Annotated in this window: 15 protein-coding genes and 1 pseudogene; 9 read left to right on the forward strand and 7 right to left on the reverse strand. The window is 70.9% G+C overall.

Annotated elements, in window-relative coordinates; all coding sequences use genetic code 11:
- Nucleotides 1-74 precede the first annotated feature (74 nt).
- The 3 genes and pseudogenes from RI578_RS28110 to RI578_RS28120 all read left to right on the forward strand — a co-directional run bounded on the left by RI578_RS28110 (nt 75) and on the right by RI578_RS28120 (nt 1990).
- On the forward strand, nt 75-1289 hold the full coding sequence (locus tag RI578_RS28110; protein ID WP_310873678.1) for an MFS transporter: 1215 nt from the start codon (nt 75-77) through the stop codon (nt 1287-1289).
- Nucleotides 1290-1499: 210 nt separating this feature from the next.
- Nucleotides 1500-1820, forward strand: a pseudogene (locus tag RI578_RS28115) (Scr1 family TA system antitoxin-like transcriptional regulator); the annotation flags it as partial.
- A complete protein-coding gene (locus RI578_RS28120; RefSeq protein ID WP_310873679.1) occupies nt 1817-1990 on the forward strand; it encodes a DUF397 domain-containing protein in 174 nt (57 codons plus the stop codon). The pseudogene RI578_RS28115 and the gene RI578_RS28120, both read left to right, overlap by 4 nt.
- A 52-nt stretch (nt 1991-2042) precedes the next feature.
- Here RI578_RS28120 and RI578_RS28125 read toward each other — a convergent pair whose 3' ends face one another.
- Nucleotides 2043-2276 carry a hypothetical protein gene (locus RI578_RS28125; RefSeq protein WP_310873680.1) on the reverse strand — a complete coding sequence of 78 codons (234 nt, stop codon included), beginning with the start codon at nt 2274-2276 and terminating at the stop codon, nt 2043-2045.
- A gap of 440 nt (nt 2277-2716) precedes the next feature.
- On the opposite strand from RI578_RS28125, the gene RI578_RS28130 reads away from it, so the two are divergent.
- Nucleotides 2717-3511: a hypothetical protein gene (locus tag RI578_RS28130; RefSeq protein ID WP_310873681.1), complete on the forward strand. Its 795-nt coding sequence runs from the start codon at nt 2717-2719 to the stop codon at nt 3509-3511.
- A 69-nt stretch (nt 3512-3580) separates the two neighbouring features.
- Here the strand turns inward: RI578_RS28130 and glnA are convergent, their stop codons facing one another.
- On the reverse strand, nt 3581-4942 hold the full coding sequence (gene glnA / locus RI578_RS28135) for a type I glutamate--ammonia ligase (protein ID WP_310873682.1): 1362 nt from the start codon (nt 4940-4942) through the stop codon (nt 3581-3583).
- 276 nt (nt 4943-5218) lie between these two features.
- Here glnA and RI578_RS28140 point away from each other — a divergent pair, with 276 nt between their 5' ends.
- From RI578_RS28140 to RI578_RS28150, 3 genes are read left to right on the forward strand one after another with little or no spacing between them, the layout of a single operon-like run.
- Nucleotides 5219-5887, forward strand: coding sequence for a DUF3105 domain-containing protein (locus tag RI578_RS28140; protein WP_310873683.1), 669 nt, complete (start codon nt 5219-5221; stop codon nt 5885-5887).
- A complete protein-coding gene (locus RI578_RS28145; RefSeq protein ID WP_310873684.1) occupies nt 5884-6510 on the forward strand; it encodes a DUF305 domain-containing protein in 627 nt (208 codons plus the stop codon). Before RI578_RS28140 ends, RI578_RS28145 begins: the two co-directional genes overlap by 4 nt.
- 54 nt (nt 6511-6564) lie before the next feature.
- Nucleotides 6565-8340 carry an NAD+ synthase gene (locus RI578_RS28150; protein ID WP_310873685.1) on the forward strand — a complete coding sequence of 592 codons (1776 nt, stop codon included), beginning with the start codon at nt 6565-6567 and terminating at the stop codon, nt 8338-8340.
- Between the two features lie 17 nt (nt 8341-8357).
- On the opposite strand, the gene RI578_RS28155 is transcribed toward RI578_RS28150, so the two are convergent.
- Genes RI578_RS28155 through RI578_RS28165 form a run of 3 tightly spaced genes read right to left on the reverse strand, consistent with a single transcriptional unit; the run spans nt 8358 to nt 9361 of the window.
- A complete protein-coding gene (locus tag RI578_RS28155; RefSeq protein ID WP_310873686.1) occupies nt 8358-8804 on the reverse strand; it encodes a VOC family protein in 447 nt (148 codons plus the stop codon).
- Between the two features lie 42 nt (nt 8805-8846).
- Nucleotides 8847-9101, reverse strand: coding sequence for a Txe/YoeB family addiction module toxin (locus tag RI578_RS28160; protein ID WP_310873687.1), 255 nt, complete (start codon nt 9099-9101; stop codon nt 8847-8849).
- Complete coding sequence (locus RI578_RS28165; RefSeq protein ID WP_310873688.1) at nt 9098-9361, reverse strand: type II toxin-antitoxin system prevent-host-death family antitoxin; 264 nt, start codon at nt 9359-9361, stop codon at nt 9098-9100. Before RI578_RS28165 ends, RI578_RS28160 begins: the two co-directional genes overlap by 4 nt.
- Before the next feature lie 181 nt (nt 9362-9542).
- Between RI578_RS28165 and RI578_RS28170 the strand changes: the two genes are divergently transcribed.
- Nucleotides 9543-12539, forward strand: coding sequence for a bifunctional [glutamine synthetase] adenylyltransferase/[glutamine synthetase]-adenylyl-L-tyrosine phosphorylase (locus RI578_RS28170; protein ID WP_310873689.1), 2997 nt, complete (start codon nt 9543-9545; stop codon nt 12537-12539).
- A gap of 189 nt (nt 12540-12728) precedes the next feature.
- Here the strand turns inward: RI578_RS28170 and RI578_RS28175 are convergent, their stop codons facing one another.
- On the reverse strand, nt 12729-13592 hold the full coding sequence (locus tag RI578_RS28175; protein ID WP_310873690.1) for a phosphatase PAP2 family protein: 864 nt from the start codon (nt 13590-13592) through the stop codon (nt 12729-12731).
- 94 nt (nt 13593-13686) lie between these two features.
- A complete protein-coding gene (locus RI578_RS28180) occupies nt 13687-14718 on the reverse strand; it encodes a LacI family DNA-binding transcriptional regulator (protein WP_310873691.1) in 1032 nt (343 codons plus the stop codon).
- Nucleotides 14719-15096: 378 nt separating this feature from the next.
- On the opposite strand from RI578_RS28180, the gene RI578_RS28185 reads away from it, so the two are divergent.
- Nucleotides 15097-16368 carry an extracellular solute-binding protein gene (locus RI578_RS28185; RefSeq protein ID WP_310873692.1) on the forward strand — a complete coding sequence of 424 codons (1272 nt, stop codon included), beginning with the start codon at nt 15097-15099 and terminating at the stop codon, nt 16366-16368.
- Nucleotides 16369-16390: the final 22 nt, after the last annotated feature.

The raw sequence follows: 16390 nt of genomic DNA on the forward strand, positions 1-16390 counted from the left end.
GAGGCTTTGTTCCGTACGGGAACATAGCGAAGAAGTCCCGTACGCACCTCCGCTCTCGAAAGGCGAGACCCTTCATGCCCCTGGCCCTGCTCGCCCTTGCCGTGGGCGCCTTCGGCATCGGTACGACCGAGTTCGTGATGATGGGCCTGCTGCCCGAAGTCGCGGACGACCTGCACATCTCGATCCCCGCCGCGGGCCACCTGGTCTCGGCCTACGCGCTCGGCGTCGTCATCGGCGCACCGCTGCTCGCCGCGGCGACCGCGCGGATGTCCCGCCGCACGGTCCTCATCGCCCTGATGGCGTTGTTCGTGATCGGAAACGCCCTGTCGGCGTTCGCCCCCGGCGAGGTCTCCCTCCTCGCCGCCCGCTTCGTCAGCGGCCTGCCGCACGGTGCCTTCTTCGGCGTCGGCGCGGTGGTCGCCACCGGCATGGTCGCGCCGGAACGCAAGGCCCGCTCCGTCTCCCTGATGTTCCTGGGCCTGACCGTCGCCAACATCGTCGGCGTGCCCGCGGCCACGGCCATGGGCCAGCAGCTCGGCTGGCGGGCGACCTTCCTCGGCGTGAGCGCGATCGGCGTCGCGGCGATAGCGGCGCTGGTCGCCCTGGTACCCCGCGACCACGCCCCCGCCCCCACCACCGGCCTGCGCGGCGAACTGGCCGCCCTGCGCTCCGTCCCCGTCTGGCTGGCGCTCGGTACGACGGTCGCGGGCTTCGGCGCGCTCTTCTCCGCGTACAGCTACATCACCCCGATGCTCACGGACGCCGCCGGATTCGCCGAGGCCAGCGTGACGCTGCTGCTGGCCCTCTTCGGAGTCGGCGCCACCGCGGGCAACCTGCTGGGCGGCCGCCTGGCCGACCACTCCCTGCGGGGCACCCTCTTCGGCGGCCTCGCCTCGCTGGTCGTGGTCCTCGCCCTCTTCCCGCTCCTGATGCGCACGGAGGCCAGCGCGGCCCTCGCCGTGGCCCTGCTCGGCATGGCCGCCTTCATCACCGGCTCGCCCCTCCAGCTGATGGTCATGGAGAAGGCCGCCGCGGCCCCCTCCCTGGCCTCCTCGGCCAACCAGGCCGCCTTCAACCTCGCCAACGCCGGCGGCGCCTGGATCGGCGGCCTCGCCCTCGCGGCGGGCTTCGGCGCCACGTCCCCGGCGACGGCGGGCGCGGGGCTGGCGGTCCTCGGCCTGGGCGTCGCGGGCGCGGCGTGGGCGGTGGACCGGCGCCCTGCCGCCGCCGGACGCGAGCGCGTGGTCGCGAGTCACGTGCCGGAGGCGGCGGAGGCCGTACGCCGGTGATGTCACCCCTGGGGGTGTGACCGACGCGATCCGACCGCTCACCGTGTTCCGCGCCCCTACCGTGACGCACGTCGCGATACGACGCGTAGGGCGGAGGGGTGCGGATGTCGGTGGACGGCAGGGTGGACGGGTCGGGTTGGGAAGTCGACCCGGACGACGGGTGGGGTGCAGCCGTCATCACTGCGGTAGGGCGCCAACTGAAACTGCGCCGTGAGGCGGCCCATTGGCAGGAGGGCGGTGCTGCGCAAGCAGCTCGAACACCTGCTGGAGGTGGCGCGGCTGCGGCATGTCGATATCCAGGTGATGCCGACCTCGCGTGGCGACCACCCAGGAACGGGCGGGCGAATCCAGGTGCTCAAGTTCAGTGACGGTACAGCGGTCGGCCGGGCTGACAACACCTATGACAGCCGACCCGTCACCGATCTCCGTCAACTGCGGATTCTTGAACTGCGCTACGGTGCCAACCGCGCCGAAGCCCTGCCCGCCAAGGAGTCCTTGGCCTTCATCGAACAAGTGCTGGGGGAGACGTGAATCACTGGTTCAAGAGCAGCTACAGCAGTAGCGGAGACGGCAACGACCGCGTCGAGGTGGCGATAACCCCCGCGACCATCCACGTCCGCGACTCCAAGCACCCCGACGGCCCCCGCCTGGCCGTGGCCCCGGCCATGTGGGCCGCGTTCGTGGCGGACACCGGCAAGTGAGAAGCCCCGGACGCAGTGGTCCGGGGCCTCACACGCGCGTCAGCCGTACGGCTCAGACCATGGTCGTGTGCGCGTGGCCCTGCGCCGTGGCGCCGCCGAGCGACGCGGAGCCGCCGAGACCGGCACCGATGGCGAACGGGCCGGCCTCCGCGTAGAGACCGGCGCCGACCGAGCCAGCGGTCGTTATGACGGCCGCGCCGGCGTCGACGCCGATGTTGCCGCCGGACACCTGGTCCAGGTCCGCGTCGGAGATTTCAGCCGTTTCGACCTGGGGGACGAGGTTCATGGCAGGTCTTTCCTTTCGTGCGAACGAAATGGGAGCGGTGAGGCACGCACGCCCGGAATACGGAGTTGGGGGAGTCCGGACCCGATCACCGGCGTGCCGCGCACTGATCAAAGCACGCTGCTGAACGGCCGACCATCCGCGCGAGGTTGAGGGTTCTCGCCCGGCGCCGCCACGTCCATCTGTGTGCGAATCCGGTCACGGAACGAGCCCCCGTCTTCACGCTACCCGCCGGTATGAGAGTCCTCCCGAGCTGCGATCCGCCCAGCCGGCCCAATCCGCCTCCACCACGCCCTTTCCGTGCGACCGAGCGATGAACGGTGTGCAGGTCCGAGGGATTTTCGGGGTCGGCCCCGGGCCGGCGGCCGGTTCAGGGGGAGTAACACGCCAGGGGCTCGTGCTGGGTGACGGGCCGAGGACACCGGAGGAATGGAGCAACGAGCATGATCAGCGCGCGGCAGGATGGGGAGGAGGCGCGCAGGAGGCGTGCGAGGCATCCCGCACTGCTGGCGGCCGGTATCGGCTGCTACGTGCTCGTGGTGATCGCGGCGATGTTCCTCCTCGTGGACGGGCCCGGGCCTTTCGCTCGGATCGCTCTGTGGATCCTGCACGGGCTGCTGCTCGTTGTGCTGATCCGGAGGCTCGGGGCGCGTGAGTCGAGCACGTATGCGGCCCTCTTCGTCGTGATCACGTCCGTGATGTCGGTGTACGTGTTCGACCTGGCGCGCGACGACCTCACGCTTCAGCATCGTGGTGAGAGAGTCACTGCCACGGTCGTGAAGGAGAGGCTTGACCCGGCGCAGGGACGCAAGGCCCGCCACTCCCATTACGAGCTGCGGAGGGAAGACGGCTCTCGCGTGCCTGGGCCCGATATGGAGACGACGTCCGATCTCTACGACGTCGGTCAGGTGCTCACCGTGATCGAGGATCCCGAGGGCACGCTTCGACCCCGGACGCCGGGACAGGTGGATGCCACTGGTGAGCTGTTCGGCGCGGGGGCGCCGGCCCTCGCCGCGCTGGGTGCCGTCGGGTGGATGACATGGCGCGGATCGGATGCCGCCGGGCGACGCGACGAGAGGAAGCGGCCGGGCGGCATGAGCAGGGTGTACCAGCGCGCTACCGGCACCGCCACCACGCGGGAGGAGCAGGAGGAGAGGGGCCTGCGCGCGGAGGCACTGGGCAACCGGGGCTCGTGGCGGTTCGGGGAAAAGGTGGTCGAGGAAGTCCCGCACGTCTGAGCCGTCAGCAGGCGAGTCGGTGGGGTCGAAGGGTCGGCGTGACCCGTCGACCCCACCTCCAGCGGAGCGTCACAGCACAGGCAACGACTTCCGCAGCTCGAACGCCGTCACCTGGGACCGGTACTCCTCCCACTCCTGCCGCTTGTTGCGGAGGAAGAAGTCGAAGACGTGCTCGCCGAGGGTTTCGGCGACCAGGTCGCTGCGTTCCATCAGGGCGAGGGCCTCGCCGAGGTTCTGGGGGAGGGGCTCGATGCCCAGTGCGCGGCGTTCCGAGTCGGACAGGGCCCAGACGTCGTCCTCGGCGCCCGGCGGGAGTTCGTAGCCCTCCTCGATGCCCTTGAGACCGGCGGCGAGGAGGACGGCGTAGGTCAGGTACGGGTTGGCGCCGGAGTCGATGGAGCGGACCTCGACGCGGGCCGAGCCGGTCTTGCCAGGCTTGTACATGGGGACGCGGACCAGGGCCGAGCGGTTGTTGTGGCCCCAGCAGATGTAGGAGGGGGCCTCGCCGCCGGCGCCCGCCGTGCGCTCGGAGCCGCCCCAGATGCGCTTGTAGCTGTTCACCCACTGGTTGGTGACCGCCGAGATCTCCGCCGCGTGCCGCAGCAGGCCCGCGATGAAGGAGCGGCCGACCTTGGAGAGCTGGTACTCGGCGCCGGACTCGTAGAAGGCGTTGCGGTCGCCTTCGAAGAGGGACAGGTGCGAGTGCATGCCCGAGCCGGGGAACTCCGAGAACGGCTTCGGCATGAAGGTGGCCTGGAGGCCCTGCTCCAGTGCGACCTGCTTCATGACCAGGCGGAAGGTCATGATGTTGTCGGCCGTGGAGAGCGCGTCTGCGTAGCGCAGGTCGATCTCCTGCTGGCCGGGGGCGCCCTCGTGGTGGGAGAACTCGACCGAGATGCCCATCGACTCCAGCATGGTGATCGCCTGGCGGCGGAAGTCCATGCCGATGTTCTGCGGGGTGTGGTCGAAGTAGCCGGAGTTGTCGGCGGGGGTGGGGACCGTGCCGTCGACGGGCTTGTCCTTCAGCAGGAAGAACTCGATCTCCGGGTGGGTGTAGAAGGTGAAGCCCAGATCGGAGGTGCGGGCCAGGGCGCGCTTGAGGACGTAGCGCGGGTCGGCGAAGGACGGGGAACCGTCCGGCATGAGGATGTCGCAGAACATGCGGGCCGTGCCGGGGGCCTCCGCGCGCCAGGGCAGGACCTGGAAGGTGGAGGGGTCCGGCTTGGCGATCATGTCGGACTCGTAGACCCGGGCGAAGCCCTCGATCGCCGAGCCGTCGAAACCGATGCCCTCGTCGAAGGCCTGCTCCAGCTCCGCCGGGGCCACGGCGACGGACTTGAGGAAGCCCAGTACGTCCGTGAACCACAGGCGTACGAACCGGATGTCGCGCTCCTCCAGCGTCCGGATCACGAACTCCTGCTGCTTGTCCATCTTCCGCTTCCCCATCCTTGCTGGTCAGGCCGCCTGTCTCCGGTACGGCGGGAGGCGGTCGGGCACCTGAGCATCACACCACAGCACGGTTTCGTACGCGTTGCGGGCCTCGATCGGCCCACCGGCTCTCCCCGCAGCGTAGAGGCCACCTGTTCGATCGGGCCATTCCTGGACTCCCACCGCGACGGATCCTGTGATCTCCCTACGATTCAGCCCTCCTCCGCCATTACGATCAGCGGACTCCACCGCCCCCCTTTTCCCAGAAGGGCACACCCCATGGGTTCCGCCAAGAAGAGCAGCAACACGGCGCGACAGACACGCATAGCCGAGATGCGGCGCGCCGAGGAGGCCCGCGACCGCCGGAACCGGATCCTCACCATCGCGGTCAGCGCCGTGGTCGTCGCCGGTCTCGTCGTCGGCGGTGTCGTCCTCGTCCGGTCGCAGTCCGGCGACTCCGACGACGCCACGGCGTCGGACGGCAAGACCTCCGGCAAGTTCGTCGCCGGGGCGGACGGGGTGCGGACCTGGAAGGGGGACCTGTCCCGCAACCACGTCACCAAGAAGGTGTCCTACCCGGCCGAGCCCCCGGTCGGCGGCGACCACAACCAGGTCTGGATGAACTGCAACGGCGACGTCTACACCAAGCCGCTGGAGAACGAGAACGCCGTGCACTCGCTGGAGCACGGCGCCGTCTGGGTGACGTACACCGACAAGGCGCCCAAGGCCGACGTGGAGAAGCTGGCGGCGAAGGTGAAGAAGACGCCGTACTCGCTGATGAGCCCGGACGACAAGCAGAAGGACCCGATCATGCTCACCGCCTGGGGCCACCAGCGCACGGTGACGGGCGCCGACGACCCGAACGTGGACAAGTTCTTCGAGAAGTTCGTGCAGGGCGAGCAGACCCCGGAGCCGGGTGCCGCCTGCACGAACGGCCTGTCGCAGTGACACCGAAACGGGCCGGCTGGATCGCGGGGGCCGCCGCCGCGGCCCTCGTCGCGGCCGGCGGCATCACCTACGCCGTCGCCGGGGACGACGGCGCGGGCCGGGTCCCGACGGCCGACTCCGCGGACGCCGGCTTCGCGCGGGACATGTCGGTGCACCACCAGCAGGCCGTGGAGATGTCGTACATCGTGCGCGACCGCACCAAGGACGAGGAGGTGCGGCGCCTCGCGTACGACATCGCGCAGACCCAGGCCAACCAGCGCGGCATGATGATCGGCTGGCTCGACCTGTGGGGGCTGCCGAAGGTGTCGTCCGACCCGCCGATGAGCTGGATGGGCATGGGCGACATGCCGTCGGCGGGGGAGGGCTCGCTGATGCCGGGGATGGCCACCGACGCCGAGATGGAGAAACTGGCCGCGCTCGACGGGAAGCGGGCGGAGGTCTACTACCTCCAGCTCATGACCGAGCATCACAAGGGCGGCGTCCACATGGCCCAGGGGTGCGCCGACAGGTGCACGGTCGGGGTGGAGAAGCGGCTGGCGCAGGGGATGGTCGAGTCGCAGGAGTCGGAGATCCGGCTGATGGCGGACCTGCTGACGGAGCGGGGCGCGAAGCCGCGGACCTGAGGCGGGTACCGGCACGCCACCCCATCGCGTCGTTCTGACGATTAGACTGTGCGGGTGCCTCAACTACGACTCGCCCTGAACCAGATCGACTCGTGTGTCGGCGACATCGCCTCGAACGCGGAGTCGGTCGTCCGCTGGACCCGGCACTCGGCCGAGCGGGGAGCGCACCTGGTGGCGTTCCCGGAGATGGTCCTGACCGGGTATCCCGTCGAGGACCTGGCGCTCAGGCCGTCCTTCGTGGAGGCGTCCCGCGCGGCCCTGCGCTCGCTGGCGGCGCGTCTGGCGCGGGAGGGCTTCGGCACGCTGCCGGTGGTCGTCGGCTACCTCGACCGCTCCGCGACCGCCCAGCCGAAGTACGGCCAGCCGGCCGGCGCCCCGCAGAACGCGGCGGCCGTGCTGTACGGCGGCGAGGTGGTGCTGAGCTTCGCCAAGCACCACCTGCCCAACTACGGCGTCTTCGACGAGTTCCGCTACTTCGTGCCCGGCGACACCATGCCGGTGGTGCGGGTGCGCGGTGTCGACGTGGCGCTGGCCATCTGCGAGGACCTGTGGCAGGACGGCGGCCGGGTGCCGGCCGCTCGCTCGGCGCGGGCCGGGCTGCTGCTCTCCGTCAACGCCTCGCCGTACGAGCGCGACAAGGACGACACCCGGCTGGAACTGGTGCGCGGGCGCGCCCGGGAGGCCGGGTGCACGACCGCCTACCTCGCGATGACCGGCGGGCAGGACGAGCTGGTCTTCGACGGCGACTCGATCGTGGTCGACCGGGACGGGGAGGTCGTGGCGCGGGCGCCGCAGTTCTCCGAGAGCTGCGTGGTCGTCGACCTGGACCTGCCGGCCGCCGAGGCGGACGCGCCGACCGGCGTGGTGGACGACGGCCTGCGCGTCGACCGGGTCGTGCTGTCCGAGGAGCCGGTGCCGGCCTACCCGCCGGAGCTGTCCGGCGGGTACGCGGAGCGGCTCGACGACGACGAGGAGGTCTACTCGGCGCTCGTCGTCGGACTGCGGGCGTACGTCGCGAAGAACGGCTTCCGCTCGGTGCTGATCGGGCTGTCCGGAGGCATCGACTCCGCGCTGGTCGCGGCGATCGCCTGCGACGCGGTCGGCGCGGAGAACGTGTACGGCGTCTCGATGCCGTCCACGTACTCCTCCGGGCACTCCCGGGACGACGCGGCGGAGCTGGCGCGGCGCACCGGGCTGAACTACCGCACCGTGGCGATCGAGCCGATGTTCGACGCGTACATGGGGGCGCTGGACCTGACCGGGCTGGCGGAGGAGAACCTCCAGTCGCGGCTGCGCGGGACGCTGCTGATGGCCATCTCCAACCAGGAGGGCCACCTCGTGCTCGCGCCCGGCAACAAGTCGGAGCTGGCGGTGGGGTACTCCACGCTGTACGGCGACTCGGTCGGCGCGTACGGGCCCATCAAGGACGTGTACAAGACGTCCGTCTTCCGCCTCGCCGAGTGGCGCAACCGGGCGGCCGAATCGCGCGGTCAGGCCCCTCCGATCCCCGAGAACTCGATCACCAAGCCGCCGAGCGCGGAGCTGCGCCCGGGCCAGGTCGACACGGACTCGCTGCCGGACTACCCGGTGCTGGACGCGATCCTCGAGCTGTACGTCGACCGGGACCGGGGCGCGGACGAGATCGTGGCCGCCGGGTACGACCGGGAGTTGGTGACGAGGACGCTGCGCATGGTCGACACCGCGGAGTACAAGCGGCGCCAGTACCCGCCGGGCACCAAGATCTCGCCGAAGGGCTTCGGCAAGGACCGCCGGCTCCCGATCACCAACCGGTGGCGGGAGCCGGCTGATCCGAACGACCGACCCTCCTAGGGCCTGTCAGACAGGCCCTAGGACTGCCGCTTCTGGTCTGCCAGCAGCTGGTGCAGCGGCTCCGTCGCCCGGCGGCGGTACTCCTGGACCGCCCAGCCGTTGCCGTCCGGGTCCTTGAAGTACATGAACGTGGCGCCGTCGTCCGGCGCGTACTGCACCGGCTCGGAGACCTCCAGGCCGCGCCCCACCAGCTCCGCGTGGGCCGCCTTGATGTCGGTGACGCACAGCTGGAGTCCCTGGTACGAGCCGGGGGCCGGCGTGGTCTGTCCCTGGGCCATGTCCCAGATGGCCTCGCCGAGGGCGATGGAGCAGCCCGAGCCGGGCGGCGTCAGCTGGACGATGCGCATGCCCGGCATGACCTCCTGGTCGATGTCGACGTGGAAGCCGACCTTGTCCCGGTAGAAGTCCCGGGACCGGTCGATGTCGGTCACGGGCAGCGGGATCACTTCGAGCGTGAAGTCCATGGCATGGCTCCTTCGACGTCCTTGTCGAGCACGATGTCGGTATCAGTAGTGGTACCGCGCCTGCACGATGACCAGGACGCCATCGGCGGGCTTGTACACCAGACGGTGTGTGTCGTCGATGCGTCGTGACCAGTAGCCCGACAGGTCGCCCTTCAGGGGTTCCGGCTTGCCGATGCCCTTGAACGGGTCACGTGTGATGTCGGTGATCAGTTTGTTGATCCGCTTGGTCACCTTCCGGTCGCTCTCGGCCCAGTGGACGTAGTCCTCCCAGCCGTGCGACGTGAAAGTGATCTTCACGGGCGCTCCGCGTCCGGATCGATCAGCTCGCGCCGCCGTGCGCCGCCGGACTCGGCCTCGGCGATGGAGTCGAGCAGGCGGCGGGCGTTCTTGGGGGAACGCAGGAGATGCACCGTCTCCGTCCAGGCCGTGAAGTCCTCCTCGGACATGAGCACGGCGTTGCCCTTGCGGGAGGTGATGTGCACCGGGGCATGGTCCTCGTTGACCTGCTCTATCAGGGGGAACAGGTTCTGACGGGCTTCGCTTGCGGTAATGGACATACCGGTGCCTCCCTTCACGGCTTGTACAAGATATCGTACGAGTGTGGAGCGGTCCACCGGAGGCCGGGAACGGGGGGCGAGAGCGGTACGCCCCGGCGCCCCCGCGCTGCTCCCCGGTTACGCTCGGGCCGTACGACCTTGATCCCACAGGTCCATCCCACAGGTCCGACAGGAGGCCGAGATGACGGCGCCGGGGCGCAGGAGCAGTACCTTCACGCGGCTGCTGCGGCACGGCTTCACCGATCCCTCGGCCGCCGAGCGGCTGCTGGACGGAGTGGAGCTGGCACCGGTCCGCAGCGACCCGGTCCTGCTGGAGGCGCTGGGCGCCACCGCCGACCCGGACCTCGCCCTGCACGGACTGGTCCGGCTCCTGGAGGCGCAGCCCGACCCCACCGCCCGCCGGGAGCTGCTGGACACCCTGATAGCGGCCAAGCCGCTGCGCGACCGTCTCCTCGGTGTGCTCGGCGCCTCCGAGGCGCTCGCCGACCACCTCGCCCGGCACGCCGGCGACTGGCAGGCCCTGGTCACCTACGAGCCGCGCGACCTGCACCGCGGGGTGGCGGAGTTCGAGCGCGGCCTCGCCGAGGCCACCGACCCGGTCTCGCTGCGCGTCGCCTACCGGCGCTGCCTGCTGTCCATCGCCGCCCGCGACGTGTGCGGCACCATCGACGTCGCCGAGACCGCCGCCGAGCTGGCCGACCTCGCCACCGCCACGCTGCGCGCCGCCCTCGCCCTCGCCGAGGCCGCCGCGCCCGAAGAGGCGGCGCTGTGCCGGCTCGCGGTGATCGCGATGGGCAAGTGCGGGGGACACGAGCTGAACTACGTCTCCGACGTGGACGTGATCTTCGTGGGCGAGCCCGCGGAGGAGGTGGAGGACGAGGCCAGGGCGATGCGGGCCGCGACCGCGCTCGCCTCGCACCTGATGCGGATCTGCTCCGAGACCACCGTCGAGGGCTCCATCTGGCCCGTCGACGCCAACCTCCGCCCGGAGGGACGCAACGGCCCGCTGGTGCGCACCCTCAGCAGCCACCTCGCCTACTACCAGCGCTGGGCCAAGACCTGGGAGTTCCAGGCGCTGCTCAAGGCCCGCCCGGTGGCCGGCGACCCCGGCCTCGGCGCCGAGTACGTGGCCGCCCTCCAGCCGCTGGTGTGGCAGGCCGCCGACCGCGAGAACTTCGTCCCGGACGTGCAGAAGATGCGCCGCCGGGTGGTGGAGACCATCCCCGTCGCCGAGGTCGACCGGCAGCTGAAACTGGGTCCGGGCGGGCTCAGGGACGTGGAGTTCGCCGTCCAGCTGCTCCAGCTGGTGCACGGGCGGTCGGACACGTCCCTGCACAGCGGTACGACGCTGGACGCGCTGGAGTCCCTCGCCGCGGGCGGGTACGTGGGCCGGGCGGACGCCGCCCAGCTCGACGAGGCGTACCGCTTCCTGCGTTCCATGGAGCACCGCATCCAGCTCCACCGGCTGCGGCGCACCCACCTCGTCCCCGAGGACGAGGCCGACCTGCGGCGTCTCGGCCGCTCCCTCGGTTTGCGCACCGACCCGGTCACCGGGCTGCTGCGCGCGTGGAAGCGGCACGCGTCCGTCGTACGCCGGCTGCACGAGAAGCTGTTCTACCGGCCGCTGCTCGACGCCGTCGCCCAGCTGGCGCCCGGCGAGGCCCGGCTGAGCCCCGAGGCGGCGCGGGAGCGGATGGTCGCCCTCGGGTACGCCGACCCGGCCGCCGCGCTCAGGCACCTGGAGGCGCTGGCGTCCGGCGTCACCCGCAAGGCGGCCATCCAGCGGACCCTGCTGCCCGTGCTGCTCGGCTGGTTCGCCGACTCGGCCGACCCGGACACCGGCCTGCTCAACTTCCGCAAGGTCTCCGACGCGCTCGGCACGACGCCCTGGTACCTGCGGCTGCTGCGGGACGAGGGTGCCGCGGCCGAGAACCTCGCCCGGGTGCTGTCCGCCGGGCGGCTCGCCCCCGATCTGCTGATGCGGGCGCCCGAGGCCGTCGCACTGCTCGGGGACGGCAACGCCGGCGGGCTGGCGCCGCGCGGGCGGCTCCAGCTGGAGCAGGAGACACTCGCCGCGGTCCGCCGGGCCGACGGCGCGGTGCAGGCGGTCACGGCGGCGCGCGGGGTCCGGCGCCGGGAGCTGTTCCGTACGGCGGCCGCGGACATCGTCGGTTCCTACGGCACCGAGACGCAGCCCGTCGAGGCCGACCAGGGCGCCCTGGTGGACCTGGTCGGCGGCGCCGTGTCCGACCTGACGGCGGCGACCCTGGCGGGCACGCTCCGGGCCGTCGTACGGGAGGGCTGGGGCGACACGCTGCCGACCCGGTTCGCGATCATCGGCATGGGCCGGTTCGGCGGGCACGAGCTGGGCTACGGCTCGGACGCGGACGTGCTGTTCGTGCACGAGCCGCGGGACGGGGTCGACGAACGGGAGGCGTCGGACGCGGCGAACAAGGTCGTCTCCGAGATGCGCCGCCTGCTCCAGGTCCCCAGCGCCGACCCGCCCCTCCTCATCGACGCGGACCTGCGTCCCGAGGGCAAGTCCGGCCCGCTGGTGCGGACCCTGAAGTCGTACGAGGCCTACTACCGGCGCTGGTCGCTGGTGTGGGAGCGGCACGCGCTGCTGCGGGCCGAGTTCGTCGCCGGCGACGCGGACCTGGGGCGCCGGTTCACCGAGCTGGTCGATCCGCTGCGGTACCCGGCGGACGGGCTCGGGGAGGACGCCGTGCGGGAGATCCGGCGGCTCAAGGCCCGGATGGAGTCCGAGCGGCTGCCGCGCGGCGCGGACCCCAAGCTGCACGCCAAGCTGGGGCCGGGCGGGCTGTCCGACGTGGAGTGGACCGTGCAGCTGATGCAGCTGCGGCACGGGCACGCGGAGCGGGGGCTGCGCACCACCCGGACGCGCCAGGCCCTGTCCGCCGCCTGCGACGCCGGGCTCATCTCGGCGGAGAACGCCGGGACACTCGACGAGGCGTGGGTACTGGCGACGCGCGTCCGCAACGCGGTGATGCTGGTGCGCGGCCGGGCCGCCGACACCTTCCCGACCGACCCCCGGGAGCTGGCGGCGGTGGGCCGCTACCTGGGCCACGGCCCGGGCCACGCGGGCGACATGCTCGACGAGTACCGCCGCACGGCCCGCCGGGCCCGGGCGGTGGTGGAGGACCTGTTCTACGCGTAGCCGCTACGCGGTGGCTGCGGGCAGTCGCGCCGAGCAGGCGTACGCGCCACGCCGCTGCGGGCAGTCGCGCCTCCCTCAGTGCCTGAACGGCCTGGGAGGTACCCCCAGGCGGTACGGGTGGGCTGTGGAGGAGGCACCCCGCACCGCCGGGCCGCGCAGCGCCCGCCCCGGCGTCAACGCCGGCAGGCGTCACGCACGCGTGGGCAACCACGCCCCCCGCCGCTCCACCGGCCCCGGCACAACCCGCGGCAGCGCATGCGGCAACGCCCCGTACCAGGCGGCCGCCACCGCGTACCCGAACCCGAGACACAGCACCCCGCCCACCGCGTCCAGCCAGAAGTGGTTGGCGGTGGCGACGATCACGACCAGGGTCAGCGCCGGATACACCAGCCCCAGCACCCGCACCCACGGCACGGAGGCCAGCGCGAAGATGGTCAGCCCGCACCACACCGACCACCCGATGTGCATCGAGGGCATCGCCGCGTACTGGTTCGACATGTTCTTCAGGTCGCCGGACGCCATCGAGCCCCACGTCTCGTGGACCATCACCGTGTCGATGAAGTGCCCGCCGTTCATCAGACGGGGCGGGGCGAGCGGATACAGGTAGTAACCGACCAGGGCGACGCCCGTCGTCGCGAAGAGCACGAGCCGGGTCGCCGCGTACCGCCCGGGGTGGCCGCGGTACAGCCACACCAGCACACCCAGGGTCACCACGAAGTGCAGCGTGGCGTAGTAGTAGTTCATGCCGACGACCAGCCAAGTCACCGAGTTCACGGCGTGGTTGACGGTCTGCTCGACGGCGATGCCGAGCTGCTGCTCGACGCGCCAGATCCAGTCCGCGTTGCGCAGCGCCTGCGTCCGCTGCTCCGGTACCGCGTTCCGGACGAGGGAGTACGTCCAGTAACTGACGGCGATCAGCAGGATCTCGAACCACAGCCGGGGTCGGCGCGGTGCGCGGAGCCGGCGCAGCGGGCCCCGCCCCGTCTCCTCCGTGACGGGGTGCGGAACGCCCTCTCCCAGGCGTTCCGAAGTCCTCACGGTCGCGTCACCCATAGGCATGAAGTCTGCCAGAAAAGCCCTCTCCCACCGATCATCCCCCCGTCGGATCCGGGCCGCATCCGGCCACCTCGCGGAGGAGGGGGCAGGGCTACCGGTTGCGCTCGCCCGGCGCCGACGCCGTCGAGCCGCGTACCACCAGCTCCGGCATGAACACGAACTCGCTGTGCGGCGCGGGCGTTCCGCCGATCTCCTCCAGCAGCGTGCGCACCGCCGCCTGCCCCATCGCCGGGACCGGCTTGCGGACGGTCGTCAGCGGCGGGTCGGTGAAGGCGATCAGCGGCGAGTCGTCGAAGCCGACGACCGAGAAGTCCTTGGGCACCTCCAGGCCCCGCTGCCGGGCCGCCCGTATGGCGCCCAGCGCCATCATGTCGCTGGCGCAGACCACCGCCGTGCAGTTCCGCTCGATGAGAGCGGTGGCCGCCGCCTGGCCGCCCTCCAGGGTGTAGAGGGAGTGCTGGACGAGATCCGTCTCCACGGTCTCGGCACTCAGATCCAGTTGGTCCTGGATCGTGCGGACGAAGCCCTCGATCTTGCGCTGCACCGGCACGAACCGCTTCGGGCCGAGGGCCAGCCCGATGCGGGTGTGGCCGAGCGAGACGAGGTGCGTGACCGCCAGGCTCATCGCGGCGCGGTCGTCGGGGGAGATGAACGGCGCCTGCACCTTCGACGAGAAACCGTCGACGAGGACGAAGGGCACGCCCTGCGCGCGCAGCCGTTCGTAGCGCTGCATGTCGGCGGTGGTGTCGGCGTGCAGCCCGGAGACGTAGATGATGCCGGCGACCCCGCGGTCGACCAGCATCTCCGTCAGCTCGTCCTCCGTGGAACCGCCCGGGGTCTGGGTGGCGAGGACCGGCGTGTAGCCCTGACGCGTCAGCGCCTGGCCGATGACCTGGGCCAGCGCCGGGAATATCGGGTTCTCCAGCTCCGGCGTGATCAGGCCGACCAGGCCCTCGCTGCGCTGCCGCAGCCGCACGGGGCGTTCGTAGCCCAGGACGTCGAGGGCGGCGAGTACGGACTGTCGGGTGGTGGCGGCGACGCCCGGCTTCCCGTTGAGGACGCGGCTGACCGTCGCTTCGCTCACCCCCGCCTGGGCGGCGATGTCGGCAAGCCGTGTGGTCACAGGGGTGGACTGTACCTGTCGGCCGCCGCCTTGCACACCGATCGGGCGCCGTGCACGGCCTGTTGGACGGCCCGGCGCGGGCTGCTGCGTCATCGCGCTCCCTCGAGAAAGTGACGGCAAGAGCTTGCAGAGTCTTGCACAACCGGCCCGATACCGCTCGGCCCCCGTAAACAAGCGTCTCATGACGGTCGCCAGGAGGTCACGCACGGATAACTTCGGAGATCTCTTGCACTTTTTTGCTGCAAGCACTTTCGCGCCGCTTGCAACGCTGTTACGTTCACGTCGCCCGACGGCGGCAAGGACGCGGTCGGTGTCGGCAGGAGCGGCGGACGGGCCCGCACCCTGCACCACACGGGCTTTCACCCTCAAGGAGAACTCATGCGGCGTGGCATAGCGGCCACCGCTCTGGTGGCGTCCCTCGCCCTCGCGGCGACGGCGTGCGGCGGGGACGGCGGCAGCGACAGCGAGTCGGGCGGACCGGTCACCATCACGTACTGGGACACCTCGAACGCGACCAACGAGGCGCCGACCTACCAGGCCCTGGTCAAGGAGTTCGAGGCCGCCAACAAGGACGTCAAGGTCAACTACGTCAACGTCCCCTTCGACCAGGCGCAGAACAAGTTCGACACCGCCGCCGGTTCCAAGGGCGCCCCCGACGTGCTGCGTGCCGAGGTCGGCTGGACCCCCGCCTTCGCCAAGAAGGGCTTCTTCCTGCCGCTGGACGGCACCGAGGCCCTCGCCGAGCAGGACAAGTTCCAGCCCAACCTGATCGAGCAGGCCAAGTACGAGGGCAAGACCTACGGCGTCCCGCTGGTCACCGACACCCTCGCCTTCGTCTACAACAAGGAACTCTTCGAGAAGGCCGGCGTCGAGGCCCCCAAGACCTGGGACGAGCTGAAGAAGGCCGCCGCCACCATCAAGGACAAGACCGGCGCCGACGGCTACTGGGCCTCCACGGCCGGTTACTACGCGCAGCCGTTCCTGTACGGCGAGGGCACCGACACGGTCGACGCCGAGGGCAAGAAGATCACCGTCAACTCGCCCGAGGCGAAGAAGGCGTACGGCACCTGGCTGAGCCTCTTCGAGGGCAAGGGCCTGCACAAGGCCGACGTCACCGCCGACGCCTACGCCCACATCCAGGAGGCGTTCGTCAGCGGCAAGGTCGCCTCGATCATCCAGGGCCCGTGGGAGATCACCAACTTCTACAAGGGCTCCGCCTTCAAGGACAAGAACAACCTCGGCATCGCCACCGTCCCGGCCGGCTCCACCGGCAAGGCGGGCGCCCCGACCGGCGGCCACAACCTGTCGGTGTACGCCGGCTCGGACAAGGCCCACCAGGAGGCGTCGCTGAAGTTCGTGAAGTTCATGACCTCGGCGAAGTCCCAGGAGACCGTCGCCCTGAAGAACTCCACGCTGCCGACCCGCGACGACGCCTACACCGCCGAGGTCAAGGCCGACCCGGGCATCGCCGGCTTCCAGACGGTCCTGCCGGCCGCCCAGCCGCGCCCGGCCCTGCCGGAGTACAGCTCCCTGTGGACCCCGCTCGATGAGCAGCTGCCCCAGATCGCCGGCGGCAAGAAGTCCCTGGACGAGGGGCTGAGCGACGCCGAGACCGCGATCGCCAAGCTGGTGCCGGACTTCAGCAAGTGAGTCCGGGTGGCCGCCGGGTCCC

The sequence above is a fragment of the Streptomyces sp. BB1-1-1 genome, assembly GCF_031597775.1.
Lineage (GTDB): Bacteria > Actinomycetota > Actinomycetes > Streptomycetales > Streptomycetaceae > Streptomyces > Streptomyces thinghirensis.